General features: G+C 47.8%; 24 protein-coding genes and 1 pseudogene. 8 read left to right on the forward strand and 17 right to left on the reverse strand.

All coding sequences use genetic code 11. The features are described from left to right. Positions 1-5: 5 nt before the first annotated feature. The 4 genes from ribBA to glyA are packed head-to-tail and all read right to left on the reverse strand — an operon-like array spanning position 6 to position 4,004. Complete coding sequence (gene ribBA, locus ASC40_RS02665; RefSeq protein ID WP_281175464.1) at positions 6-1,160, reverse strand: bifunctional 3,4-dihydroxy-2-butanone-4-phosphate synthase/GTP cyclohydrolase II; 1,155 nt, start codon at positions 1,158-1,160, stop codon at positions 6-8. After that, entirely contained in the window at positions 1,157-2,284 is a 1,128-nt protein-coding gene (gene ribD / locus ASC40_RS02670; RefSeq protein WP_055438221.1) for a bifunctional diaminohydroxyphosphoribosylaminopyrimidine deaminase/5-amino-6-(5-phosphoribosylamino)uracil reductase RibD, read from the reverse strand. Before ribD ends, ribBA begins: the two co-directional genes overlap by 4 nt. Continuing rightward, positions 2,277-2,726, reverse strand: coding sequence for a transcriptional regulator NrdR (gene nrdR / locus ASC40_RS02675; RefSeq protein ID WP_055438222.1), 450 nt, complete (start codon positions 2,724-2,726; stop codon positions 2,277-2,279). The genes ribD and nrdR overlap by 8 nt, the downstream gene beginning before the upstream one ends. A gap of 21 nt (positions 2,727-2,747) precedes the next feature. Further along, on the reverse strand, positions 2,748-4,004 hold the full coding sequence (gene glyA, locus ASC40_RS02680; RefSeq protein ID WP_055438223.1) for a serine hydroxymethyltransferase: 1,257 nt from the start codon (positions 4,002-4,004) through the stop codon (positions 2,748-2,750). 171 nt (positions 4,005-4,175) lie between these two features. On the opposite strand from glyA, the gene ettA reads away from it, so the two are divergent. After that, positions 4,176-5,843, forward strand: coding sequence for an energy-dependent translational throttle protein EttA (gene ettA / locus ASC40_RS02685; RefSeq protein ID WP_055438224.1), 1,668 nt, complete (start codon positions 4,176-4,178; stop codon positions 5,841-5,843). A gap of 83 nt (positions 5,844-5,926) precedes the next feature. On the opposite strand, the gene ASC40_RS02690 is transcribed toward ettA, so the two are convergent. Both ASC40_RS02690 and psrA read right to left on the reverse strand, forming a co-directional pair. Beyond that, on the reverse strand, positions 5,927-8,224 hold the full coding sequence (locus tag ASC40_RS02690) for an acyl-CoA dehydrogenase (protein WP_055438225.1): 2,298 nt from the start codon (positions 8,222-8,224) through the stop codon (positions 5,927-5,929). A 42-nt stretch (positions 8,225-8,266) separates the two neighbouring features. After that, entirely contained in the window at positions 8,267-8,899 is a 633-nt protein-coding gene (psrA, locus tag ASC40_RS02695) for a TetR family transcriptional repressor PsrA (RefSeq protein WP_055438522.1), read from the reverse strand. A 135-nt stretch (positions 8,900-9,034) separates the two neighbouring features. Here psrA and ASC40_RS02700 point away from each other — a divergent pair, with 135 nt between their 5' ends. After that, a complete protein-coding gene (locus ASC40_RS02700) occupies positions 9,035-9,676 on the forward strand; it encodes a hypothetical protein (protein WP_055438226.1) in 642 nt (213 codons plus the stop codon). Between the two features lie 30 nt (positions 9,677-9,706). Here the strand turns inward: ASC40_RS02700 and kdsA are convergent, their stop codons facing one another. From kdsA to hemA, 8 genes and pseudogenes are all read right to left on the reverse strand, one after another. Further along, positions 9,707-10,555, reverse strand: coding sequence for a 3-deoxy-8-phosphooctulonate synthase (kdsA, locus tag ASC40_RS02705; protein WP_055438523.1), 849 nt, complete (start codon positions 10,553-10,555; stop codon positions 9,707-9,709). A gap of 36 nt (positions 10,556-10,591) precedes the next feature. Next, positions 10,592-11,842 carry a DUF819 family protein gene (locus tag ASC40_RS02710; RefSeq protein ID WP_055438227.1) on the reverse strand — a complete coding sequence of 417 codons (1,251 nt, stop codon included), beginning with the start codon at positions 11,840-11,842 and terminating at the stop codon, positions 10,592-10,594. Positions 11,843-11,865: 23 nt separating this feature from the next. Continuing rightward, positions 11,866-12,669 (reverse strand): SirB1 family protein, encoded by an 804-nt coding sequence (locus ASC40_RS02715; protein ID WP_055438228.1) that lies wholly within the window; start codon positions 12,667-12,669, stop codon positions 11,866-11,868. 110 nt (positions 12,670-12,779) lie between these two features. Next, positions 12,780-13,151 carry a SirB2 family protein gene (locus tag ASC40_RS02720; RefSeq protein WP_055438229.1) on the reverse strand — a complete coding sequence of 124 codons (372 nt, stop codon included), beginning with the start codon at positions 13,149-13,151 and terminating at the stop codon, positions 12,780-12,782. A 116-nt stretch (positions 13,152-13,267) separates the two neighbouring features. After that, a pseudogene (locus ASC40_RS02725) lies at positions 13,268-13,771 on the reverse strand (response regulator); the annotation flags it as partial. Beyond that, positions 13,761-14,630: a peptide chain release factor N(5)-glutamine methyltransferase gene (gene prmC, locus ASC40_RS02730; protein ID WP_055438231.1), complete on the reverse strand. Its 870-nt coding sequence runs from the start codon at positions 14,628-14,630 to the stop codon at positions 13,761-13,763. The gene prmC and the pseudogene ASC40_RS02725, both read right to left, overlap by 11 nt. Then, on the reverse strand, positions 14,627-15,715 hold the full coding sequence (prfA, locus tag ASC40_RS02735) for a peptide chain release factor 1 (protein ID WP_055438524.1): 1,089 nt from the start codon (positions 15,713-15,715) through the stop codon (positions 14,627-14,629). The genes prmC and prfA overlap by 4 nt, the downstream gene beginning before the upstream one ends. A 15-nt stretch (positions 15,716-15,730) precedes the next feature. Further along, the gene (gene hemA / locus ASC40_RS02740) at positions 15,731-16,981 is read right to left on the reverse strand and encodes a glutamyl-tRNA reductase (protein ID WP_055438525.1); all 1,251 of its coding nucleotides are present in this window, start codon (positions 16,979-16,981) and stop codon (positions 15,731-15,733) included. Between the two features lie 100 nt (positions 16,982-17,081). Here hemA and lolB point away from each other — a divergent pair, with 100 nt between their 5' ends. From lolB to ychF, 6 genes are all read left to right on the forward strand, one after another. After that, a complete protein-coding gene (gene lolB / locus ASC40_RS02745) occupies positions 17,082-17,714 on the forward strand; it encodes a lipoprotein insertase outer membrane protein LolB (RefSeq protein WP_055438232.1) in 633 nt (210 codons plus the stop codon). After that, on the forward strand, positions 17,702-18,589 hold the full coding sequence (gene ispE / locus ASC40_RS02750) for a 4-(cytidine 5'-diphospho)-2-C-methyl-D-erythritol kinase (protein WP_055438233.1): 888 nt from the start codon (positions 17,702-17,704) through the stop codon (positions 18,587-18,589). The genes lolB and ispE overlap by 13 nt, the downstream gene beginning before the upstream one ends. 8 nt (positions 18,590-18,597) lie before the next feature. Beyond that, complete coding sequence (locus ASC40_RS02755; protein WP_055438234.1) at positions 18,598-19,545, forward strand: ribose-phosphate pyrophosphokinase; 948 nt, start codon at positions 18,598-18,600, stop codon at positions 19,543-19,545. Positions 19,546-19,670: 125 nt separating this feature from the next. Further along, complete coding sequence (locus ASC40_RS02760; RefSeq protein WP_055438235.1) at positions 19,671-20,339, forward strand: 50S ribosomal protein L25/general stress protein Ctc; 669 nt, start codon at positions 19,671-19,673, stop codon at positions 20,337-20,339. A 6-nt stretch (positions 20,340-20,345) separates the two neighbouring features. Then, complete coding sequence (gene pth / locus ASC40_RS02765; protein WP_055438236.1) at positions 20,346-20,939, forward strand: aminoacyl-tRNA hydrolase; 594 nt, start codon at positions 20,346-20,348, stop codon at positions 20,937-20,939. A gap of 2 nt (positions 20,940-20,941) precedes the next feature. Continuing rightward, positions 20,942-22,033, forward strand: coding sequence for a redox-regulated ATPase YchF (gene ychF, locus ASC40_RS02770; RefSeq protein ID WP_055438237.1), 1,092 nt, complete (start codon positions 20,942-20,944; stop codon positions 22,031-22,033). 21 nt (positions 22,034-22,054) lie between these two features. Here ychF and ASC40_RS02775 read toward each other — a convergent pair whose 3' ends face one another. The 3 genes from ASC40_RS02775 to ASC40_RS02785 are packed head-to-tail and all read right to left on the reverse strand — an operon-like array spanning position 22,055 to position 24,860. Further along, complete coding sequence (locus tag ASC40_RS02775) at positions 22,055-22,954, reverse strand: sulfurtransferase (RefSeq protein WP_055438238.1); 900 nt, start codon at positions 22,952-22,954, stop codon at positions 22,055-22,057. 38 nt (positions 22,955-22,992) lie between these two features. Beyond that, entirely contained in the window at positions 22,993-24,369 is a 1,377-nt protein-coding gene (locus ASC40_RS02780; protein ID WP_055438239.1) for a YfcC family protein, read from the reverse strand. Positions 24,370-24,407: 38 nt separating this feature from the next. Continuing rightward, entirely contained in the window at positions 24,408-24,860 is a 453-nt protein-coding gene (locus tag ASC40_RS02785) for a group I truncated hemoglobin (protein WP_055438240.1), read from the reverse strand. Positions 24,861-24,867 lie beyond the last annotated feature (7 nt).

Raw genomic sequence — 24,867 nt, forward strand, 5'->3', positions numbered from 1 at the left:
CTTGCTTACTCGCCGTCGGCTTGGGTATCTTCAATAAAGTCGACCACTTCCAAACCAAAACCAGACAACGCCGAATAGCGTTTTGGTGAGCTCATTAAACGCATGTCATGAACCCCTAAGTCGGCTAATATTTGTGAACCGATACCTACGTTGCGCGATGCATTTGAAGCGGCGGCGCTCGGTTTTACTTCACCACGGTCTTCGGCAGCAAAGCTCATCACCTGCTCGAGAATATCGTCTGACGACTGCTGACGCCCAATTACCACTAACACGCCATCGTTTTCGCCAATGTATTTCATCGCATGGCCAAGCGGCCAACTACGCTTCGCTGCGCGCTCTGTCGCGAACAAATCGTTAAAAGTGTCTTGCAAATGCACCCGAACATTCACTGCTTTTTCGGCGCTAATTTCACCATGCACTAGCGCGTAATGCACTTGTTTATCAATGGTGTCTTGATAGGTTATCAGTTCAAATTCGCCATAAGCGGTTGGGAGTTTGCAGTGCGCTTTGCGCTCAACCGTTTTCTCTTTTAACGAGCGGTATTCAATTAAGTCGGCAATGGTGCCAATTTTAATGTCGTGTTCAGCCGCAAATTTCTCTAAGTCTGGACGCCGCGCCATGGTGCCGTCTTCATTCAAAATTTCGACGATAACAGCGGCTGGCTCATAGCCCGCTAAACGCGCCAAGTCGCAGCCTGCTTCGGTATGTCCGGCACGATTCAAAACACCGCCAGCTTTGGCTTTAAGTGGGAATATGTGGCCAGGCATAACTAAATCGGCCGGTTTTGCATCCTTCGCCACCGCAGCTTGCACCGTGCGTGCGCGGTCCGCCGCAGAAATACCAGTGGTGACACCTTCGGCGGCTTCAATAGAGACAGTAAAATTGGTGGCATATGGCGAGTTATTTTGATCAACCATGAGCGGCAAGCGTAGTTGTTTACAACGATCTTCAGTAAGCGTTAGACAAATCAAGCCCCGACCGTAACGGGCCATAAAATTAATTGCCGCGGGTGTGACACATTCAGCAGCAAGAATAAGATCGCCTTCGTTTTCACGGTCTTCGTCGTCCATCAAGATAACCATTTTACCCTGACGAATATCTTCAATAATTTCTGCAGCACTATTGAGTGTAGAAGCGTCTGTATTTAACACGTTATTCACGACAATATGTCTCCTCTCACCCGGTGCGGCACGGCGACAATTCGCAACGCGTCAGCCACTAGGCGTACATCAGTAAATTTAAGTTCTGGCACTTGGCTCATCGCCTCAAATGGCGGTAACTGAAGCAACCCGTGGGCGGTATGCCCCATAAGTTTAGGCGCTAAATAAACAATCAATTCATCGACTAGCTCAGCCTCAATCAATGCGCCAGCCAATTGCGCGCCACACTCGGTCCACACGGAGTTCACTTCACGTGCTGCCAAAGTGTGCAGTAATTCAGCTAAATCAATATGCCCAATTTGGGTGCGCTCAACTGTCACCACTTGCACATGCTCGGGCCAGCGCGCGGCGCTCTCAACCGAACGCTGAGTATCAGGCGCGTGCACCAATAAAATTGGGGCGGTGTTCGAAAACACAACTTCTTCACCGGTTAGCAAACCACGGGAATCAATAATAACCCGCAGCGGCTGTAACACCGCTTGCTGATGCCGTGCGGTCAATTGCGCTTGGTCAGCCAATACGGTTTCTGCGGTACTTAAAATAGCACCGCTTTGCGCGCGCCAGCGGTGTACGTCGTTGCGTACATCACTGCTAGTTACCCATTGGCTCGCTCCATTCGCAAGCGCAGTACGCCCATCTAACGAAGCCGCCATTTTTACCCGCACCCACGGACGTTTGCGTTGCATACGCGACACAAACCCGCTATTGAGCCGGCGCGCGTCCTGCTCAAGCACCCCAACTTTTACGTCAATACCTTGCGCTTGCAGGCGCGCAATGCCCTCACCGCTTACTTGCGGGTTTGGATCTTGCATGGCCACCACCACGCACTTCAGCCCCGCGTTAATCAGCGCATCGGCGCACGGCGGCGTGCGGCCAAAGTAGCTACACGGTTCCAACGTCACATAAGCGGTGGCACCTTGCGCTCGCTCACCGGCTTGGCGCAACGCATGCACTTCTGCGTGTGGTTCGCCAGCTCGCTCATGCCAACCTTCGCCAACAATTTCACCGTTGGCAACAATCACACACCCGACCATTGGGTTCGGATGCGTTGAAAAACGCCCCTGAGCGGCAAGCTCAAGGGCGCGTTGCATGTAAAACTGATGGTTCACTCGTGGCTTAGTCATTGAGACGTGCTATCTCCTCGCCAAACTCACGAATATCATCAAAGGCTCTGTATACCGAAGCGAAACGAATATAGGCCACTTTGTCGAGGGCTTTGAGGTTTTCCATGACTAAACCACCGATAACCTGGCTGGTAATTTCTCGCTCACCCGTAGCGCGCAGCGCCGACTTGACGTTATGAATCGCTTGCTCCATCGCCTCTAAGCTAACTGGGCGTTTTTCTAAAGCGCGAAGCAGCCCGTTGCGTAATTTGTCCTCATTAAACGGCTCTCGCGTTCCATCAGACTTGATCACACGAGGCATGATCAATTCCGCGGTTTCAAACGTGGTGAACCGTTCTTTGCAGTCACTGCACTCACGTCGACGTCGCACTGAAGCGCCATCGGCCACTAACCGCGAGTCGATAACTTTGGTGTCTTGTGTTCCGCAAAAAGGACAATGCATAGGCTGCTTCCTTGGTCTTCGTTATTTGTAAACAGGGAACTGTTTACACAGTGCTTTCACTTGTTCACGCACACGTTCAATAACTGACTCGTCGTTCATGTTATCCAGCACATCACAAATCCAATTCGCTACTTGCTCAGTTTCGGCTTGCTTAAAGCCACGACGGGTAATCGCCGGCGTACCTAAGCGTAAACCTGAAGTAACAAACGGTGAGCGCGGATCATTCGGAACAGAGTTTTTGTTCACCGTAATATAGGCACGGCCTAACGCCGCGTCTGCATCTTTACCGGTGATATCTTTGTCAATTAAATCAACCAAGAACAAGTGGTTTTTGGTGCCACCTGAGACAATTTTGTAACCACGGTCTTGCATCACTTTCACCATGGTGTTGGCGTTATCAAGCACCTGCTGCTGGTACGCTTTAAACTCAGGCTCCATAGCTTCTTTAAATGCCACAGCTTTGGCCGCAATCACATGACACAGTGGGCCACCTTGGCTGCCAGGAAACACACCGCTATTTAATTTTTTATGTAAATCTTCGTCGTCTTTGCCCGACAAAATTAAACCACTACGTGGGCCAGCTAAGGTTTTGTGGGTGGTGGTGGTGACTACGTCGGCAAATGGTACTGGGTTTGGATACAAGCCAGCAGCCACTAAGCCAGCTACGTGAGCCATATCTACTAACAAGTAGGCACCAACTTCGTCAGCAATTTCGCGGAACTTAGCCCAATCAACCACTCCTGAATAGGCAGAAAAGCCAGCCACAATCATTTTTGGTTTGTGCTCTAGTGCTAATTCACGTACTTCGGCGTAGTCAATCTCACCAGTAGTTTCGTCCAAACCGTACTGTACGGCATTGTATAATTTACCGGAAAAGTTCACGTGCGAACCGTGGGTTAAATGGCCACCGTGCGCTAAGCTCATACCCAACACTGTGTCGCCAGCGTTTAATAACGCGAGAAATACCGCTGAGTTTGCTTGTGAACCCGCGTGTGGTTGAACGTTGGCATACTTCGCACCAAATAATGCTTTTGCTCGTTCAATGGCCAAATCTTCTACCGCATCGACGTATTCACAACCGCCGTAGTAACGCTTATGAGGATAGCCTTCGGCATATTTGTTAGTCAGCTGTGAGCCCTGCGCTTCAAGTACCCGAGGACTGGTATAGTTTTCTGAGGCAATTAATTCAATGTGCTCTTCTTGGCGCTGCACTTCACCAGTCATTGCCTGCCATAAATCTGCATCATAATCGGCAATATTCATTTCATGTTTCAACATTGGGGCTCCTGACTTCACAAACGGACTAACTCGAACCTGTTATCCACGGGGGTTAACAAAAATAGTGGCGCTAGTTTACCAATATACTTGGGTTAGCGCCAACTTAAGGGTTAAAATAACCGCTTAGTAATTTAGTCTAATCATTAGACCTAAAAAGGAACGAACGCTGCTATGGCACAATATATTTACTCCATGTCGCGGGTTGGCAAAGTTGTCCCCCCGAAAAAGACTATTCTGAAAGACATTTCATTATCATTTTTCCCTGGTGCGAAAATTGGTGTACTCGGCCTAAACGGTGCCGGTAAGTCAACTCTATTACGCATTATGGCCGGCGTGGACAAAGAAATTGAAGGTGAAGCACGCCCTTTGGCTGGCATTGAAATTGGCTATTTGCCACAAGAGCCGCAATTAGATGAAGAAAAAACGGTACGCGAAACCGTAGAAGAAGCGGTTGCTGATGTGAAAAACGCCTTAACCGAACTTGACCAAGTTTATGCGGCCTATGCAGAAGAAGACGCAGATTTTGACGCTTTGGCCAAGAAACAGGGGCAACTGGAAGCTATTATTCAAGCCAAAGACGGCCACAACTTAGATAATATGCTGGAACGTGCAGCCGATTCACTGCGTCTGCCGCCGTGGGACACAAAAATAAAGGTGCTTTCGGGTGGTGAGCGTCGTCGTGTTGCTATTTGTCGTTTATTACTCAGCAAGCCTGACATGTTGTTGCTTGACGAACCAACCAACCACTTGGATGCCGAATCGGTCGCTTGGTTAGAGCGCTTCTTGCATGACTACGACGGCACTGTTGTGGCCATCACCCACGACCGCTACTTCTTAGATAACGTGGCGGGTTGGATTCTTGAACTTGACCGTGGTTACGGTATTCCATGGGAAGGTAACTACTCATCTTGGCTTGAGCAAAAAGAAAAACGTTTAGAGCAAGAAGAGAAACAAGAAAAAGCACGCCAACGTAGTATCAAGCAAGAGCTTGAATGGGTTCGCCAAAATCCGAAAGGCCGCCAAGCAAAAAGCAAAGCACGCATGTCGCGATTTGAAGAGCTACAAAGCGGTGATTATCAAAAACGTAATGAAACTAACGAGCTCTTTATTCCACCGGGCCCGCGCTTGGGTGACAAAGTGCTTGAGGTTAAAAATCTTAAGAAAGCCTACGACGGCCGCGTACTCATTGACGATTTAAGCTTTAGCATTCCCAAGGGCGCCATTGTCGGTATTATCGGTCCGAACGGCGCTGGTAAATCAACCTTGTTCCGTATGATCACCGGCAAAGAACAGCCAGACTCAGGTACCGTTGAGCTTGGTGATACCGTGCAATTAGCAAGTGTCGATCAGTTCCGTGATGACATGAACGACAAAAACAGCGTCTGGAAAGAAATCTCCGACGGCCAAGATATTTTACGTATTGGTAACTTCGAAATTAACAGCCGCGCTTATGTTGGCCGCTTTAACTTCCGTGGGAACGACCAACAGAAATTAATCGGTGAGTTATCGGGTGGTGAACGTAACCGTGTGCATTTAGCTAAGCTGTTAAAAGCTGGCGGTAACTTGTTGCTGTTAGACGAACCAACCAACGACCTTGACGTTGAAACCTTGCGTGCACTTGAAGAAGCATTGCTGGAATTCCCGGGCTCTGCCATGGTGATCTCGCACGACCGTTGGTTCCTTGACCGTGTCGCCACGCATATTTTGGATTACCGCGACGAAGGGCAAATCAACTTCTACGAAGGTAACTACACCGACTACGAAGAATACATGAAGAAAACCCACGGCGAACAAGCCATGGAACCACACCGCACGCGCTATAAGCCAATTGGTGTGTAACTTCGTATCAGTTACTAGTTACAGCAAAATAAAAAAAGGGCTTACACCAGGTAAGCCCTTTTCTTTTGTTCAGCATTAAATGTTTAGAACTTACGCCCTTCAATAACGCCTGGCGCAAATTGATCAACACCAATAGCAGCCATGCGCAACTGCTCCGTTTTCTTAAACGCTTTGGCTTCGTCTGCGCTAATCACTTCAGCTTTACGCGCCGCTTTCACTAAGTCTTCACCGCTTAAGTCTTCAGCAATATCACCGCGCTTAATGGCTTTGCGAATACGCTTATAAATATCTGCGTGTTCACGCATGGCCAAGAACGCAAGTTCCATATGGCCGGTCATATCTTTCGGGTCGTCCTTCCAGAAACACAAGAAAGTATGACGATCACGAGTTAAACCTGGCTCCATCATCTGCTTGGCTATAACTTGCATATTCTCATCTGACGGCTTATTGAAATGCAACCCTAACGGGAAGATAGCTAAACGTAAGGTCCATGAAATAAAACGATTTGGGAAGTTGGCAAAGAAGCCTTTAAACGCTTGGCCAATTTCATATAAATGATGGCTCATAGCGTACTCAACAAATGGCAAGTCGCCAGTTTGACGACCATCATCTTCATAGCGCTTGAGTACTGCTGAGGCCATATACAAATGGCTTAACACATCGCCTAAACGTGCTGAAAGCATTTCGCGCCGCTTTAAGTCGCCGCCCATCACCAGCATCGCCATGTCTGCCGTTAACGCCAAAGCGCGGCTCATACGGGTTAACTGTTGATAATAACGCGCCGTTGGACCACTCATCGGACTCGCATTAAAGCGTGCCCCGGTTAAGCCCATGAATAAGCTGCCGAAGAAGTTACCCGCGGCAAAGCTAATATGCTTCAACAACAAACTATCAAACTGCTTCAACCCTTGCTCTTCGTCTGGATTTGACGCCGCTTCCATTTCCGCTAATACGTACGGATGACAGCGCGTCGCACCTTGACCAAAAATCATCAAATTACGGGTGAGAATATTGGCGCCTTCAACGGTAATTGAAACCGGTGTAGCCATGTAGCCGTGACCTAAATAGTTACGTGGCCCCAATTGAATGCCTTTACCTGCATGCACGTCCATGGCGGCTTCCATAACTTGGCGCCCCATTTCTGTCATGTGGTATTTAGTCATTGCAGTAATAACTGAGGGGCTTTTGCCTTCGCACAAAGCGGTTACCGTTAACCGGCGCATCGACTCCAAGGTGTAGTTGGTGCCGCCAATTTTACCCATGGCAGCCTGAACCCCTTCAAACAAACCAATTGGCATACCAAACTGCTGACGCACATAAGCATAGGCACCAGTCATTCTTTCAGTCATATGCCCTGTTGCAGCCGCTAACGCCGGCAAACTAATACCACGCCCTGCTGACAAACACTCCATAAGCATGCGCCAACCTTTGCCAGCATAATCTTGGCCGCCAATAATCCAATCCAACGGAATAAATACGTCTTTACCGTAGGTGGTGCCATTCATAAACGCTTGATTAAGCGGTAAGTGACGTTCGCCTGTTTCAACGCCTTCATGGCTAGTCGGAATAAGCGCACAGGTAATACCAATATCTTTTTGCTCACCAAGTAAGCCATCAGGGTCATACATTTTGAATGCTAAACCAAGTACCGTGGCTACTGGTGCTAAGGTAATATAGCGCTTGCTCCAATTTAGCCGAATACCAACCACTTCTTTGCCTTCAAACTCTCCCTTGCACACCACGCCCGTGTCTGGAATAGCGCCAGCATCGGAACCCGCTTCAGGCCCTGTTAACGCGAAGCACGGAATATCGGTACCATCAGCTAAACGCGGCAACCAATAGTTTTTCTGCTCATCGGTACCATAGTGCGTGAGCAATTCGCCTGGACCCAATGAGTTCGGCACCATAACCGACACTGCAGCGCTAATGGAACGCGTTGCAATGCGTGACACAATATGTGAGTTGGCAGCTGGCGAGAAATCAAGGCCACCAAATTCTTTACCAATGATCATGGCAAAGAATTTCTCTTTACGAATGTAATCCCAAACTTTCTTCGGCAAGTCGACATCTTTTTGGACAATTTTAAAGTCGTCCAACATGCCCAATAGCGTTTCTAGCTGGTTATCAATAAAAGCTTGCTCTGCTTCGGTAAACTGCGGCGCTTTGGTTTGATGAAACTTGTGCCAATCAGGTCGGCCACTGAATAAATCAGCGTCCCACCAGGTATCGCCCGCTTGCATTGCTTCGCGCTCTGTTGGCGACAGCGGCGGTAACACGCGCTTGAAAAACGCAAACGCAGGGCGTGAAATCAAGCTCTTGCGAATATCCGGCACCGCAAACAACAGCACCACTACAACCACTAAGAGAATTAAAATTTCCATGCTATTACACCTATCAAATTAAGCTACGTTAAGCATAGCTGATTATGCCGTGGGTGCATCCACACCACCGGCCAAAAACGGAATTAAGCGGTCGACAACTTGGTCGGCCGCAATAGACTCACCAAAATCGGCGGCGGCAATTTCTCGCAACGCCGGCCCTGACACTTGCGCAAATACCGAAGCCCCTAACACAAAGTGCAAGCGCCAAAACATGTCTGCCGGGCTCAAATTTGGATTCGCCACGTGTAACAAAGCAAGTAAGCGGTGCATTACTTCGCCAAAATGCTCCATGGTGTAGCGGCGTAGGTGTCCCTGAATATCGGCATACGCAAAACCCAGCAAGCTTAAGAAGATAGTTGGCCCGCCCTTGCGCACCTTCTTCAGCGCATTAAGTGGCTCGCGAAAACAGTCAAATACGTCACGCGTGCTAAATTGTGCACGCGGTTCAAGTTGGTCAAACTCAGCGTTTAGCGCTGGCATGAGCACTTCAAGATAACGAGCCATGACCGCTTGAATTAACGCCTTTTTTGAGCCAAAGTGGTAATTTACAGACGCAAGATTAACGTCCGCTTCAGCGGTGATTTGCCTTAGCGAGGTTTGCTCAAAGCCATGTTCGGCAAATAACGCCTCGGCAGCATTAAGAATTTTATCTTTCGTGGTTTCTCGCTTCGCCATACAAAAGCGCCCTATTTTTGGATGCGCGCGTTTAGAACGCATATTTTAAACGTGCGTTTTAATTTAAAGCAGATCGACCTTTAGCGCAAGCATCTAAATAGGCATATAAATAGGCACATAAAAGGAATACTCAACATGTCAAAATGGATTCATGTCATTTACTTAAGCATTATTGCGGTTTTAAGTTATTTCTTGTGGCAGCAACCAAGGTCACAACCGTCGATCACGAAAGAAATTGAAGTTGTCAAAACGACTAAAGCCCCTGCAACCACAGTCGCCGAAAGCGCCAAAAATCTAGATACCAGTGGTGTGAACGAGTTATCTCAAACAGCGACAACTCGCGGTAACCCTGAAACACAATCCACAACAGCCCCTATGGAGGAGCAATCGTTTGTGCCAGTATCTCCAGCTGCGGGGGCAAGCCCTGAAGACGAACAACTTGCTGAAATGTTGCGCAATATGCTCAACATGGAAGAAGTTAAACAACGCATGCAAAGCGAACCGACTGATCAAGATTGGGCTTATGCGATGGAAGACAATTTAAGGCTGATTTATGACAACAATGAAAACTTGCAGTCGGCATCTTTAAACCACATTGAGTGCCGTACAACAGTGTGTGAAATTGAGTTTGGTAATTCAAACACACCCATTGATTTTATGAGCAAGTTTCACAGCCAGATCGTTCAGTCAGCATGGTATAGCGATGACTATCAGAGCATGATGACATCTGACAGCAACACTAAGGTTCACACGATATATCTAGTGCGAAAACCTTAACAGTGCTGCTGTGTTGTTAGCTGACGCGGATTAATTGCTGGTATCTAAAGGTGCGAAGCTTTTCACCAACTGGTCAACCGCTTGCATTTGTTGTAAATATGGCTCGAGTTTAGCCAACGGCAAGGCACATGGCCCATCGCATTTGGCTTGGTCAGGGTCTGGGTGTGCTTCAATAAACAAACCGGCTAAGCCCAACGCCATGCCTGAGCGCGCAAGTACCGCCGCTTGGGCTCGGCGGCCGTCAGCTGAATCGGCACGTCCACCTGGGCGCTGCAACGCATGCGTTGCATCAAACATCACCGGCGCCATTTGTTTCATATCGTCCATACCCAGCATATCAACCACCAGGTTGTTATAGCCAAAGCTACTGCCGCGTTCACATAAAATCACGTTGTGATTTCCCGCTTCGCCAAACTTTTTAATAATATGGCGCATTTCGTGCGGTGCCAAAAATTGTGGTTTTTTCACGTTAATTACCGCACCAGTTTCAGCCATGGCAATAACCAGGTCTGTTTGGCGTGCCAAAAACGCTGGCAACTGAATAATGTCTGCCACTTCTGCAACCGGCTTGGCTTGGTAAGGCTCGTGAACGTCAGTAATAATCGGTACGTTAAATGTGCGCTTAATTTCGCTGAAAATCTCTAAACCTTTGTCTAAACCAGGCCCACGGTACGAGTGAATAGAAGACCGGTTGGCTTTATCAAAGCTGGCTTTAAACACATAGGGAATACCTAAACGACTAGTCACTTCTACGTAGTGCTCAGCAATACGCATAGCCAAGTCACGCGACTCTAGTACATTCATGCCGCCAAACAAAACAAATGGCAGGTGGTTTGCTACCTGCACATTGTCGCCTACTTTAATCACTTGTGTATTAATCACAGATATATCCTTTTAACCGTTACCCTGCGGCCCCTACCCTGCGGCAATAACACGCAAGATCTGGCCACAAATATAGGCCATGTATGTACCTAATGCATAACCGAATACCGCTAACAGTACGCCCACTGGCGCCAGCGACGGATGAAAGGCCGAGGCCACCACCGGTGCTGAAGCTGCTCCGCCCACGTTAGCTTGGCTGCCAACAGCCATATAAAACACAGGGGCCTTGAGCAAACGCGCAACAATAAGCATTAAGCTCGCATGAATAATCATCCATATTGCGCCAATTAAAAAGTACTTCGGCACATCAACAATGGCGGTGACATCCATATGCAAACCAATGGTCGCCACCAAAATATAGACAAACATAGAACCGTATTTTGACGCGCCAACACCTTCAAGCGAGCGCACGCGAGTAAACGACAAGGCCACACCGACGGTGGTCGCAATAACAATTAACCAGAAAAATTTCTTGTCCAGGCTAAAGTCTTTTAATACCGGTACATGGTCACCAATAAACGGGGCAATTACATCCGCACCCCAGTGCGCTAGGCCTGTAACGCCAAACGCCACCGCGATAATGAACATAAGATCTGGCAGCTTCGACTCACGGCGGTGCTCTGCTTCATATTGCTCCATACGTTGCTTAATGGCTTCAATGGCACTGGTGTCAGCGCCAATGCGCTTATCAATGGCCTTATTATTAGCAGCCATATAAAGCAGAACCGCCATCCATAAATTCGCGACGATAATATCCACGGTGACCATGGCCGAGAAAATCTCACCACCTACTTCGTAAACTTCTTTCATAGCGGCTTGGTTTGCACCACCGCCTATCCAGCTACCAGCAATGGTGGTCATGCCACGCCATACTGCATCAGGACCTGCGCCACCGAGCATTTCAGGAAAAATAATACTCACCAACAACAATGCTATCGGCCCACCAATCACAATACCGACAGTACCCGTTAAGAATAGAATTAATAGTTTAGGGCCCAAGCGAATAATGGCTTTTAAATCTAAACTTAATGTCAGCAGCACCAAACACGCCGGCAGCAAATAATCCATAACCAACGGATAAATACCGGTATTGGCGCCATCAACAATGCCAAACGTGTTTAATAATGAAGGAATAAAATAACAAAGAAGTAACGCCGGAACCCATTTATAAAATTTCTGCCAAAATGAATTAGCACTTGCTTGTGTGTAGAAAATAAGACCGAGAATAACGGCTAATAAACCAAAAATAATACCGTCATTAGTAATCAATGCAGTGTTGTCCACAGAAACCCCTCTTTTTTTTATTTTTAATGAAGGACGTGCTGGGGGGCCGCCCAAGTTTCAAGTTGTAAGCGCAACATTTGTGCGCTTGGGTCATCAGGGCATTGTTCGACAAAATACTGGTAGTCGTCAACCGCTGCTTGTTGGCAATCAAGTTCTTCTAACACGTAACCACGGTCGCGAATCTCGTATGGATCATCGGGCGTAATAGCCAACAGCATGTGCACAACGGTTAACGCATTTGCAAATGCGCGGTCGTGAATCATCGCGTGTTTTAGCTCGGTTAAGTAGCGTTGCAGTATGGTTTTTTGGTCAGCCGCTTCAAACATGTCCCAACTAAAATCAATTGCATCGTCGGTCACATCTTCAAAACGCTCTTGCACTTGCTTACCTTCAAGCAGTTCACCGTGCAATGGGTCAACAAAGTAACTTTGCTGCTCGTGATCAAAACGCAATAACGGATAGCCAGGAAAGTCTACCAACTCGGTTTGCACACCCGCGTACGCCGCCGCTTCTTGTAACAACAAGGCCAAACTAACCGGCAACCCCGTGCGATAACTAATAACACGGTCAAGCAGAATGCGCTGCGCGCCAACAATAGGCTCCGGCGCGTCACTAAAACCAAGCTCAAAGTAAAAGTCTTGAATAATTGCCTGCAGCTTTTCTAATCCATCTTCGCCGGTATGGCGCTCGGCCATATCACGAATTAGCTGATAATAGTCGCTCACATAGCTGTCGCTATCGCTATGAAAGGTACGGCTAATCTCCCAAACTATTTCAATAGTTGGCAGAATTTCGTGAGCAACATGTTCTAAATATGAAAAGCGCATAAACCCTTAAAATGCTAATGCGATATTAGCTAATGGATATTAGATATTAGCCTTAAAAAAGCTGGATTTATCTAATATCCGATATCTAATAGCTAATATCGCTTTTGTTTCTAAATCAAAGCTTGTTTGCTAAAGGCTATATGAAGCAAGAACATAATCCAGCTTAACGCTCCAATAAACCCAACATAACGCAACCAACTCGTCGTTGCTTTCATGGCAACTAAACCAAATAAAATATAGCCGACTAAGCCAATGACTTTGTTCACCAACCATGGTGTTTCCCATGGCCACATTTGCCAATGAATTAGCATGCCAACAATAGTTAATAGCAATGCGGTATCAATAATATGGGGAACAATTTTCACCCATTTTTGCCGTGCAATGCCGGCGCCAATGCTTAGCCAAAAAAAACGAAGCATGAATAATACCACACTTACCGCTACAAAAGTGACGTGCATGTGTTTTAAAGCTACAAAAGACATTAATAATTTCCTTTTTAATCGTTATTATCTATTAATCGTTGGTAAGCAACAGCTATTTGTTGGCGTAATTGCGGTTGGTGTTCACGAAGCCAGTTTTGGTAAAAGCTGAGTTCATGTTCCAAACGGTCGCGCTCATCCGCAACGCGCAAAATATCGCGATAAGACCGTAAAGCCGACATCACACAGGTAAATAATTTTTGCGCGGTTAATTCGGTTTTGGCTTTATAGTCGTTTATGTCGTAATTCATAACAACCGATCGCTCAGGTGCTTGCCCCGGTTGACCAGTACGTAACACAATACGCGCGGCATGATTGTCTGCCTGCTCGCGTATATATTGGGCAACTTTGAGGCCGGCATCATCGGTTTCCATCACCACGTCAAGTAGAACAATGGCAATATCATCATGTTCATCAATGAGTTTTTGTGCTTCTTCGCGCGAGTGTGCGCTGAAGAACTTTAAACCGCGCCCTTCAAACACCAAATCCATTAACGCTAAACGCGTTACCGCGTGTACTTCCCGCTCGTCATCAACAATCAATACCTTCCAACCGTTCTCTTCAGTTAAGTCGGCATCAACGTCGTGCTCATCTTCGTCCGCAAAGATAAAGTCATTGCTCATACTCAGGTCTCCATTGGCCCAAGGTCACTCGGTCTAACTGTGCATAGTCTTGCACAGTGTTGATACGGGTATAACCACAATCGGAAAAACACGCTCGAACTGCCGCGGCTTGCTGATAACCGTGTTCAATCAGTAACCAACCTTGTGTCGTCAAATAATTACGCGCGTTGCTAATAATCTGCTGAATGTCCGCTAAACCATGGTCTTTTGCAACCAAAGCGCTGAGTGGTTCGAAACGAACATCGCCTTGCTGTAAATGCGGATCAGCAGCATCAATGTAAGGTGGATTAGAGACCACTAGGTCATACTTATTGTTCCGCGAGAGTTCGGCAAACCAGTCACTTTGTTGAACATCAATCGCTAGTTGCAACCGTTCGGCATTGCGCTTGGCAAGGGCCACCGCATCGGCCATTTTATCAACCGCAGTCAGCTGCCAATTGGGTCGGCTATGTTTTAATGCCAATGCAATAGCACCAGTGCCGGTTCCTAAATCTAACACCTGCGCATTGTGTGGCAATGTTAAATCAAGTGCCTGTTCAACGAGTACTTCCGTGTCCGGCCGAGGTATCAACGTACTGCTATTCACATAAAGCGGCAACGACCAGAACTCACGTTCACCTAGCAGATGAGCTACCGGGTGCCCTGCCAGCCGCTTTTCTAACAGTTTGGCAAAATGATCAGCTTGTGGGGCTGTCAAACAGCGTTCAGGCCAAGTCACTAAATAAGTACGGTCACGCTCCAAGCAATGCGCTAACAATACTTCGGCATCTAATTTGGCCGACTCACTGTGAACGTGCAACGCCTCCGTTGCATGTTGTAACGCTTGTTGAATCGTTAACCCGGCAGTAAATGCAATCATTGATGCTCGGACAAGGCCGCTAATTGGTCTGCCTGATGCTCTTGCACAATCGCGTCTAAAATCAAATCAAGAGCGCCCTCAAGTACTTCGTCTAAACGATATAACGTTAAATTAATACGATGATCGCTAACGCGGCCTTGTGGGTAGTTATAAGTACGAATTCGTTCCGAGCGATCGCCACTACCAACCAAACTACGGCGTGTCGTTTGTTCCTCTAACCGGCGTTTTTCATCTTCAGCTTGCTGAATACGCGCTTGCAACACCGACATCGCTTTGGCGCGGTTCTTGTGCTGTGAGCGTTCATCCTGACATTCCACCACAAAGCCAGTAGGAATGTGGGTAATACGAATGGCCGAGTCGGTTCGGTTAACGTGCTGACCACCCGCTCCCGAAGCTCGGAAGGTATCGACGCGCAAGTCAGCAGGGTTAATTTCTATGGCTTCCGCTTCTGGCACTTCAGGCAAGACCGCGACGGTACACGCCGAGGTATGCACGCGCCCTTGTGATTCGGTTTCAGGAACCCGCTGCACGCGGTGCCCACCCGACTCAAACTTCAAACGACCATAAGCGCCATCACCAGACACATACGCAATCACTTCTTTATAACCGCCATGTTCGCCTTCGTTACAACTAACAATGCTGACTTTCCAACCGTGCTGCTCGCCATAGCGGCTGTACATACGGAATAAGTCACCGGCAAAAATAGCTGCTTCATCGCCGCCAGCGCCTGCGCGAATTTCTAAATAACAAGCACGGTCGTCGTTCGGGTCTTTCGGCAGCAACAAAATTTGCAGTTCTTGCTCAAGCTGTTCTTGCTTGGCTTTGGCGTCGTCTAATTCAACCTGCGCCATTTCGCGCATTTCGGCGTCGTCTTCCTGCATCATTTCTTTAGCTGCAGCTTCATCGGCCTGCGCTTGTTGATAACTCGTGAAACATTTCACCAGCTCTTCAAGCTGTGAGTATTCGCGCGATAACGCGCGGAATTTATCCTGATCGCCAATCACGCCAGGGTCACTCAATAAGTGTTGCACTTCTTCGTAACGTTCTAATAAAGCTTCTAGTTTTCGAATAATCGAAGGATTCATCATGCGGTGAGGACCTTACTCGTCATCTGCTATTAATCGTTGAAATACCGCTAAGGTGGCAAAGTCACCGGCGGCGCCAGCATCGCGCATCATACGCGTGGGCTGATGTAAAAACTGTTTGGTTAAGCGTTGTGTCAACTCTTGCACCACATCTTCAGGGCTCTTACCCGCTTGCAACTGCGCCCGTGCTCGCGCCAATTGCTCTTCAGCCATGCGCTGATTTGCTTGCCGAAAATCACGCAAAATATCCACGTGATCAAGCTGTCGCATCCAAGCGGTAAACGCATCACTATGTTCACGTATAATCACTTTCGCTTCAGCAGCCGCTTCTTCACGGTTGCGCAAATTCTCAGTGATAATGCCTTGCAAGTCATCAACGGTATATAAAAACGCATCGTTAAGATCGTTCACTTGCTCTTCAATATCACGCGGCACCGCAAGGTCAATCAGTAACATAGGCTGTCGGCGCCGAGCCTTTAATGCACTTTCAATTAAGCCCTTACCAATAATCGGCAAGGGGCTAGCGGTTGAGCTAATCACAATATCCGCTTGCGGCAATAATTCGGGCAGCTCTCCCAAAGTATGCGCTTGACCATTAAATTTTTCAGCAACGTCTGTGGCGCGCGAAATTGTACGATTGGCAACCATTAACTGCTTAACGCCCTGCTCAGTTAGGTGTTGCGCAACCAGCTCTGCGGTATCACCCGCGCCAACCAGCAACACGCGCGATTGCGGCAACTCAGCGAATATTTGCTTCGCCAAATTCACCGCAGCAAACGCGACTGAAACCGCATTTTCGCCTACTTTGGTTTCGCTGCGTACGGTTTTAGCAACTCGGAACGTACTTTGAAATAAGCGCTCTAATACCGTGCCAACGCTCGCTTGGTTACGCGCAAATTGATAAGCTTGCTTCACTTGGCCCAGAATTTGCGGTTCGCCAAGCACCAACGAATCAAGGCCACTGGCTACCGCCATTAAATGCTCAATCGCTTGATCGTCTTGGTAGGTGTAACAATGCTCACGTAATTGTTCGAGTGGAATGCGATGATAGCCAGCTAACCAGCCGACCAGCATATCGGCGGAGCTTGCACCATGACAATATAACTCGGTGCGATTACAGGTAGATAAGATTACCGCTTCGCCCACACCAGTTTGCTCGCGCAGAGCCGGCAGCGCTTGGTGCAACTGCTCGGGCGAGAAGGCAACTTGCTCCCGTAATGCTACGGAAGCGGTTTTGTGGTTAACACCTAATGCGAAAATGGTCATAATAGCAAAAAATTGCGAGCCTCTGACTACTGCGAAACGCTGGCAATTGTACGTGAAAGCCCGCATGATGAAAAGCACGCGAACAGGGATACCTGAGTGAATGAAACGTCTTCTTTTAGTAGTACTCACAAGTAGTTGGTTGGTGGCTTGCAGCAGCGTTCCTGAACCGACAACCCATACCACGGTGGCAGCCGCGGCCATAAATAGTCAACAACAGCAATTGCAGCAGCTTAACCAGTGGCGCCTGCGCGGCCAAATGGCTTTGTTTGACTTGCGTCAAGATGACCGCCACGGGCTGTATATTGACTGGTTTTACAGTGCTGAATTACTCACCATGCGCTTTTCGCACCCGCTGCGCGGTACTATTGCACGATTAGAGCAGCGTGACGGCTATGCTGAATTAATTGACGATGACGACAATCGCTATTATGGCCGTAATGCTCAAGAGCTTTTGCTGAAGTATTTCAATATCGATTTACCGGTCGACATGCTCAATAGCGTGGTCATGGGTAAGCAACTACCCACCATGGCAGAAACGAAATACCAACTGCAATCCACTGACACCCAGCAATTAGCGCTACTTTCAGACTTTGTCATGGTCGCCGCAGACCAGTTATGGAACGCACAATTACGCCAATATCAGCCTGTTAACGGTATTTATGTACCGCATAGTATTGACTTAACAGCGCAAACCTGGCGTTTAAAACTGAAGGTGTCTGAATGGAAGTTTTAACCCTACCGGCGGTCGCCAAACTCAACTTATTTCTACACATAGTTGGTCAGCGCGAAAACGGCTATCACAATTTACAAACGCTGTTTCAGTTTGTGGACTTTGGCGACAGCTTAACTTTTACCAGCAAACAAACCGCTGATATTACGCTAAGTTGCACCGAGCCCGCCCTAGAGTCGGCCGATAACCTCGTCCTCAAAGCCGCCCAATTGTTACGCCATGACGCAAAACAGCTCGGCTTATTGCATTTAGCACATGGCGTGCATATTCACATCGACAAACGACTGCCCTTTGGCGGCGGTTTAGGTGGAGGGTCTTCCGACGCGGCGACCACCCTACTGGCGCTGCGTCATTTGTGGCAGTTGCCAATTAATGACGACCAACTGGCCGAACTTGGTCTGCAATTAGGCGCTGACATTCCGGTGTTTGTGCGCGGCCACGCCGCATTCGCTGAAGGCGTGGGCGAGCATTTGCAATTGGCTGAGCCGCCCTGCTTATGGTACTTGGTGGTTCACCCTGGCGTAGAAATTAGCACGCCCAGTATATTTAAAAACCCAGAGCTAAAACGCGACCACAGCCCTTTAAAATGGCCGCACTGGAGTTGGGAAACCACGACCAATGACTGCGAGCCGCTAGTTCGACGACTCTACCCAGAAGTTGCCAACGCCCTCGACTGGTTGGTAGAATACGCGCCGTCTCGGCTGACCGGTACCGGTGCCTGTATTTTTGGCCGATTCGACAGCGAGACACTCGCCCGTGCTGCGCTACAACGGATGCCCGCACACTGGACAGGATTTGTCGCTCGAGGCCTGAACGAAAACCCGGTCTGCCAGCAACTGCGGCAGGCTTCAACTGTGAACCTAACCAACCAAGACTGAGGTTTAGTGTGCCTGACATGAAGCTCTTTGCTGGCAATGCGACGCCAGAACTCGCCCAAAAAATTGCCGACCGTTTATATATCAAACTAGGCGATGCTGAAGTTGGCCGTTTTAGCGACGGTGAAATTAGTGTCGTGATCAATGAAAACGTACGTGGTGCTGACGTTTTTATTATTCAATCAACCTGTGCGCCAACCAACGATAACCTGATGGAACTTATCGTCATGGTCGACGCCCTACGCCGAGCTTCTGCAGGTCGTATTACCGCCGTCATGCCTTACTTTGGTTATGCACGCCAAGATCGCCGCGTGCGCTCTGCGCGGGTACCAATTACTGCGAAAGTTGTTGCTGACTTTTTATCAAGCGTCGGTGTTGACCGTGTTTTGACGGTGGACTTGCATGCTGAGCAAATTCAAGGCTTCTTTGACGTGCCGGTTGATAACGTTTTTGCTAGCCCAGTACTGATGGAACATTTACGTCAACAAGATTTCCACAACCCGGTGGTGGTCTCGCCAGATATCGGTGGTGTGGTTCGTGCTCGCGCTATTGCTAAATTGTTAAACGATATTGACCTCGCCATTATTGACAAACGTCGCCCGCGGGCGAACGAGTCTCAAGTCATGCACATTATTGGTGACATTCAAGACCGCGACTGCATTATTGTCGACGACATGATCGACACCGGTGGCACTTTGTGTAAAGCCGCTGAAGCACTGAAGAAAAATGGTGCTCGTCGCGTGTTTGCTTATGCTACGCACCCAATTTTCTCAGGTTCTGCGTTTGAGAACATCCGCGACTCACACATTGATCGTGTGGTGGTAACGGACAGCATTCCACTTGCACCAGAAATGAAAGCACTAGACAAGGTTCATCAGCTCACCTTAAGCGGCATGTTGTCTGAAGCCTTACGCCGCGTCAGTAACGAAGAATCAATCTCGGCAATGTTCGAGTATTGATTGAAATTCAAGGGCGCTGGTGGTACTATTCCGCGCCCTTGAAAACCCAATCAGATTTTTGAGGAACACGTCGGGTATTTGGTCGCGAATAGCCGGCTTATTTTTATTTAACGGAGACCATCCATATGGCAACTATCGATTTTACTATCCAAGCAGAACTCCGCACGGATACAGGGAAAGGTGCGAGCCGCCGCCTGCGTCGTGAGGAAAAAGTGCCTGCAATTTTATACGGTGCTGACAAAGAAGCCGTTTCAATTACTGTTGATCACAACAAAGTGAACAACATGGCTGACCACGAAGCTTTTTACTCGCACATTTTGACTTTGGTTATTGACGGCAAGAAGCACGAAGCTATCTTAAAAGACGTTCAACGTCACCCGTACAAGCCAAAATTGACTCACTTGGATTTCCAACGTGTTGTTAAAGGTCAAAAACTTCACACTCACGTACCAGTTCACTTCGTTAACGAAGCAAGCGCTGTTGGCGTGAAAGAAGAAGGCGGCGTTGTGATTCACCACATTGCAGACGTTGAAGTTACCTGCTTGCCAAAAGACTTGCCAGAGTTCGTAGAAGTTGACGTAGCCAACTTGAAATTAGGCGAAACCTTGCACTTAACTGACTTGAACATGCCAAAAGGCGTTGAGTTAGTTGAGCTGGCTAAAGGTGAAGACCACGACCAAGCAGTGGTTTCAATTACTGCACCTCGTGTAGAAAAAGAAGCGGAAGAAACTGAAGAAGTTTCAGCTGAAGTTCCTACCGCTAAAGAAGCGAAAGAAGAAAAAGACGCTGAATAAGGTCTTATGTCGACCATTCGCTTACTCGTGGGCCTGGGAAATCCAGGCCCCGAATACTCCCAAACTCGTCATAATGCAGGCTTTTGGCTAGTCGAGCAGTACGCTCGTATGTACGGCCAAACCCTTCAGCCTGAAACCAAATTTTTCGGTAACACCGCACGCATTCAAAAAGGCGCCATGGACTTGCGCGTATTGCAACCTATGCAATTTATGAATCGCAGCGGCAATGCTGTTGCCACTTTGGCGAACTTTTATAAAATTCAGCCTGATGAAATTTTAGTGGCCTATGACGAGCTCGATTTACCACCTGGTGTTGCCAAATTCAAAACAGGCGGTGGTAGTGGCGGGCATAATGGCATTAAAGACATTACCGCACGTTTAGGAACACCTGATTTTCATCGCTTACGTATTGGTATCGGTCATCCGGGTGACAAGTCAAAAGTTACCGGCTGGGTGCTAGGTAAAGCACCACAAGCTGACCAAACTTTGATGGACGATACCATTACGGAAGCCTGCCGTAGCATTGATATTTTATTGCAACAAGACATGCGCGCGGCACAGCAACACTTACACAGTTTTAAAGCACAGAGAGAGAACTAAGCATGGGATTCAAGTGTGGTATCGTCGGCTTGCCGAACGTAGGTAAATCAACGCTGTTTAACGCGCTCACCAAAGCCGGTATTGAAGCCGCGAACTTTCCTTTCTGTACTATTGAGCCGAACACCGGTGTGGTGGCAGTGCCAGACCCGCGCCTTGACCAATTGGCTGAAATTGTTAATCCACAACGCGTGGTACCAACGACCATGGAATTTGTGGATATCGCCGGCTTGGTAAAAGGCGCATCAAAAGGCGAAGGCTTAGGTAATCAATTCTTGGCCAACATTCGCGAAACTGATGCAATTGGTCACGTGGTTCGTTGCTTTGAAAACGACAACATTGTGCACGTTGCCGGCAAAGTTGACCCCGCTGAAGATATTGAAGTGATCAACACTGAGTTAGCATTAGCTGATCTTGATAGCGTAGAGAAAGCCATTCATCGTCAAGGCAAAAAAGCCAAAGGCGGCGATAAACAGGCTGCGGCTGAAATTGCGGTGCTGCAAAAATTATTGCCAGCCCTTGAGAGCGGCGAAATGGCGCGTTCAGTGGCATTAACTGACGATGAAAAAGCCACTATTCGCAGCTACAACTTGTTGACCATGAAGCCCACGATGTACATTGCCAACGTGAATGATGATGGCTTTGAAAACAACCCGTACTTAGACAAAGTACGTGATATTGCAGCCAAAGAAAACGCGATTGTGGTACCCGTGTGTGCCGAAATTGAATCGGAAATTGCCGAGCTTGACGACGAAGAAAAAGCTGAATTTATGGCCGATTTAGGTTTAACCGAGCCAGGCTTGAACCGCGTAATTCGCGGCGGCTATCAGTTATTGAACTTACAAACCTATTTCACTGCAGGTGTAAAAGAAGTGCGCGCGTGGACTATTCCTGTCGGCGCAACCGCCCCGCAAGCTGCTGGTAAAATTCATACCGATTTTGAAAAAGGCTTTATTCGTGCTGTTGTCGTGGGCTTTGACGACTACATTCAGTTCAAGGGCGAACAAGGCGCAAAAGAAGCCGGCAAGCGCCGCGAAGAAGGTAAAGAGTACATCGTTAAAGATGGCGATGTGATTTTATTCCGTTTTAACGTTTAAAAGCCAAAGCGCTACTGGTTATTAGTTACTGGTTGCTAGTTGCTGGTTTTGCGAGAGCGCGCCGATGGGAAGCTGATTATCAGCGCCCCATTCGGCCCACGAGCCGTCATATAACTGCACATTTGAATACCCTGCCAAAAGCGCTGCCACTAGCAAAATACACGCGGTAATGCCTGAGCCACAGGTACAAATAATATTCGGCGATTTAGTGCAAATAAGCGCAGCAATCATTTCTTCAAGTTCATCAACATCTTTAAATTTACTGTCGTTAAGCACATTTAAAAACGGTAAGTTATACGACCCACGAATATGCCCACTACGCATGCCTTCACGCGGCTCTGCTTTTTGGCCTAAGAAGCGCTCTTGCGTGCGCGCGTCGATAATGGAATGTGCGCCGCATTGCGTTGCTTTAAGCACCTGCTTTTTATTGACTAGCCAACTCTGATCGAAGCGCGCCACGAAGTCACCACGTCGGCCCTTCGGAATAGCATATTTGTCAGTAACCGAGTAATTATCAGCCAGCCATTGCGGTAAGCCGCCATCCAAAATAAAGATCTTGGCAAACCCCATCGCTTTTAAAATAAGCCAAGCACGTGGGGCTGAGTAGATGCCTTGGTTGTCATATACAACAATAGTGTCGTCGGCATTGATGCCGAGCTGTTGAACATGCAAGGTCACTTGCTCAGCACTTGGAAAGGTGTTGGGTAATGGCGAGCGCGTATCGGTAAAGTTGTGCTCAAGTTTAAAGTCGAGCGCATGCGGAATCACAGTAAGTTCGTTATATTCCAACGGCGTACGGCCTACCACTTTGCTCATACTCGCATCAACAACAACAAGGTTTGGCTGAGTTAAATTCTCAGCCAACCATTTAGTGCTGACTAAATACTTGTCTTTTGTTGATTGTGCTGCCGCTACATCCATGAAAAACAGCCTTTTAGCAATTGATTTGATTTGTTGTTTTATTGATAACCAATTGTAACGGCAACAAGCATAGCTATAGCACACGCAATAATCAACTTAATCATTAACGGTGCAATAAATTTAAACCAACGTTCGTAAGGAACTCCGGCAAGCCCCAGTATCCCCATTAACACAGGGTTCGTTGGCACAATCATATTCATTAAACCGTCACCCATTTGAAACGCCAACACGGCAATTTGACGACCAATGCCCGCGGTATCGGCAATCGGCACCATAATTGGCATGGTTACAAATGCTTGGCCACTGCCTGACGGAATAAACAGATTCAAAATACTTTGAATAACCAACATGCTAACAGCACCAAAATGCGCACCAAAGGCTTCAACTGGCATTGCCAAATAATAAATCACGGTATCTAAAACTTGGCCTTGCTCCATGATCATCGCAATTGAGCGCGCAAAACCGATCAGCAATGCTGTTGCGGTCAGTTCCGCAGCCCCTTCAATAAACTTATTTGCAGCATCGCTAGCGCCCATTTTGCTGACCATAGCGGCAAACAGACCGAACCCCAAAAACAAAGCACTCAGTTCAACTAAGTACCACCCGTGAACTTTTATGCCCCACACCAGCAGGCCCAACACGCCAACAAAACCGAACAAAATAATCTTATGCCGGCCATTTAAAGCGGGGTATTCAGTGGTTTCATGGGTGGCTTTCGGCGTTATGTCTGCTAACAGTGACGCCGACGGGTCTACGGCTACTTTCTTGGCATAGCGATACACATGATGAAAGCCAATAGCAAATAAAACCGGCCACAACAGTAAGCGATACCAAAGCCCTGACGCAGGCGGAACTTCAGCAATAGACTGCGCAATAAGTAACGTGAACGGATTAAATAACGACAAGCCATAGCCAATGCCATAACCGACAATGAGAATACCCATGGCGGTTATGCCATCAAGTTTCAGTGCGCGGCATAAAGCCACCAGCATGGCAACGAAAATCAAATACTCTTCGGCAACCCCAATCAGCGCAGAAAAAATACCAAAAGTAAGCATACCGCCCAAAATCAGCCATCCGGTTTTGTCGGCAAATTTTGCAAGTAGCAGGCCAATCACTGCATCGAGCATACCGGTGGCGCGTAAAATGCCCATCACACCGCCAATAAGCAGCACGAAGAATATAACGCCTTGGGCATCACCTAGTGCTTGGGGAATTACGGTAAACAACGTAAGCGGCGACAACAACGGTTGTTCAGCAAGGACGCTGTAGGTGCCAGGCGCAACAACGTTTTGGCCAATGTCGTTCACTGTGCGTTCAAATTCGCCGGCGGGAATAATCCATGTTAGCACCAGCGCTGCGATCATCATGTACATCATCAGCACCAGCGTATGCGGAATTTTGAATTTCATCATGGTGGGAAAAACCTTGTTTTTGTTTTAGTTATAAAGCGTTAACGTTGAATCACGTCGTTATGCATGGCGGCAAGTATAGCAAGTAATCGGTTTTGTGTACTCACTGCAACGTCATGTGTTTCCATAGCTGTAATTAAATTTTCAACAATGGCATTAAACTCTGCTCGGCTAATGTTCATGCCTTTGTGTACCTCAGGCATGGAAGCACCCTTATAGATGCATGGGCCGCCGCTTAATTCACATATATGTTCACTAATTTGGGTATGAAATCGCTCAATATCAGCATTAACGAAGTGGTGCACCACACGTTCGTCTTCCGCAATATTGAGTACAAAGGTTTCCATCATTTGACGAATACCGTCATGCCCACCTAAGTCGTCATATAATGCGGTACTGCGCGTTGCGGTGGTGTCAGAACTTGCGGCAACTTGATGGCTCATGAATACCGTTAGTATCAACAATAATGCTCTAAAAACGCTCAAATCTCGCATTGTTCAA

Origin of the sequence: Pseudidiomarina woesei (assembly GCF_001418345.1) — a bacterium.
Classification (GTDB): Bacteria; Pseudomonadota; Gammaproteobacteria; order Enterobacterales; family Alteromonadaceae; genus Pseudidiomarina; species Pseudidiomarina woesei.

Excerpts from the sequence above, each read along its gene's own strand:
- psrA (WP_055438522.1), bottom strand. The coding sequence starts at position 8,899 with ATGGCGAAGCGAGAAACCACGAAAGATAAAATTCTTAATGCTGCCGAG.
- ASC40_RS02785 (WP_055438240.1), bottom strand. The coding sequence starts at position 24,860 with ATGCGAGATTTGAGCGTTTTTAGAGCATTATTGTTGATACTAACGGTA.
- ribD (WP_055438221.1), bottom strand. The coding sequence starts at position 2,284 with ATGACTAAGCCACGAGTGAACCATCAGTTTTACATGCAACGCGCCCTT.
- ASC40_RS02700 (WP_055438226.1), top strand. The coding sequence starts at position 9,035 with ATGTCAAAATGGATTCATGTCATTTACTTAAGCATTATTGCGGTTTTA.
- ASC40_RS02720 (WP_055438229.1), bottom strand. The coding sequence starts at position 13,151 with ATGTCTTTTGTAGCTTTAAAACACATGCACGTCACTTTTGTAGCGGTA.
- lolB (WP_055438232.1), top strand. The coding sequence starts at position 17,082 with ATGAAACGTCTTCTTTTAGTAGTACTCACAAGTAGTTGGTTGGTGGCT.
- prfA (WP_055438524.1), bottom strand. The coding sequence starts at position 15,715 with ATGAATCCTTCGATTATTCGAAAACTAGAAGCTTTATTAGAACGTTAC.
- ASC40_RS02780 (WP_055438239.1), bottom strand. The coding sequence starts at position 24,369 with ATGATGAAATTCAAAATTCCGCATACGCTGGTGCTGATGATGTACATG.
- ASC40_RS02690 (WP_055438225.1), bottom strand. The coding sequence starts at position 8,224 with ATGGAAATTTTAATTCTCTTAGTGGTTGTAGTGGTGCTGTTGTTTGCG.
- pth (WP_055438236.1), top strand. The coding sequence starts at position 20,346 with ATGTCGACCATTCGCTTACTCGTGGGCCTGGGAAATCCAGGCCCCGAA.
- ispE (WP_055438233.1), top strand. The coding sequence starts at position 17,702 with ATGGAAGTTTTAACCCTACCGGCGGTCGCCAAACTCAACTTATTTCTA.
- hemA (WP_055438525.1), bottom strand. The coding sequence starts at position 16,981 with ATGACCATTTTCGCATTAGGTGTTAACCACAAAACCGCTTCCGTAGCA.
- ychF (WP_055438237.1), top strand. The coding sequence starts at position 20,942 with ATGGGATTCAAGTGTGGTATCGTCGGCTTGCCGAACGTAGGTAAATCA.
- ASC40_RS02760 (WP_055438235.1), top strand. The coding sequence starts at position 19,671 with ATGGCAACTATCGATTTTACTATCCAAGCAGAACTCCGCACGGATACA.
- ettA (WP_055438224.1), top strand. The coding sequence starts at position 4,176 with ATGGCACAATATATTTACTCCATGTCGCGGGTTGGCAAAGTTGTCCCC.
- ASC40_RS02775 (WP_055438238.1), bottom strand. The coding sequence starts at position 22,954 with ATGGATGTAGCGGCAGCACAATCAACAAAAGACAAGTATTTAGTCAGC.
- nrdR (WP_055438222.1), bottom strand. The coding sequence starts at position 2,726 with ATGCATTGTCCTTTTTGCGGAACACAAGACACCAAAGTTATCGACTCG.
- ASC40_RS02715 (WP_055438228.1), bottom strand. The coding sequence starts at position 12,669 with ATGCGCTTTTCATATTTAGAACATGTTGCTCACGAAATTCTGCCAACT.
- glyA (WP_055438223.1), bottom strand. The coding sequence starts at position 4,004 with ATGTTGAAACATGAAATGAATATTGCCGATTATGATGCAGATTTATGG.
- prmC (WP_055438231.1), bottom strand. The coding sequence starts at position 14,630 with ATGATTGCATTTACTGCCGGGTTAACGATTCAACAAGCGTTACAACAT.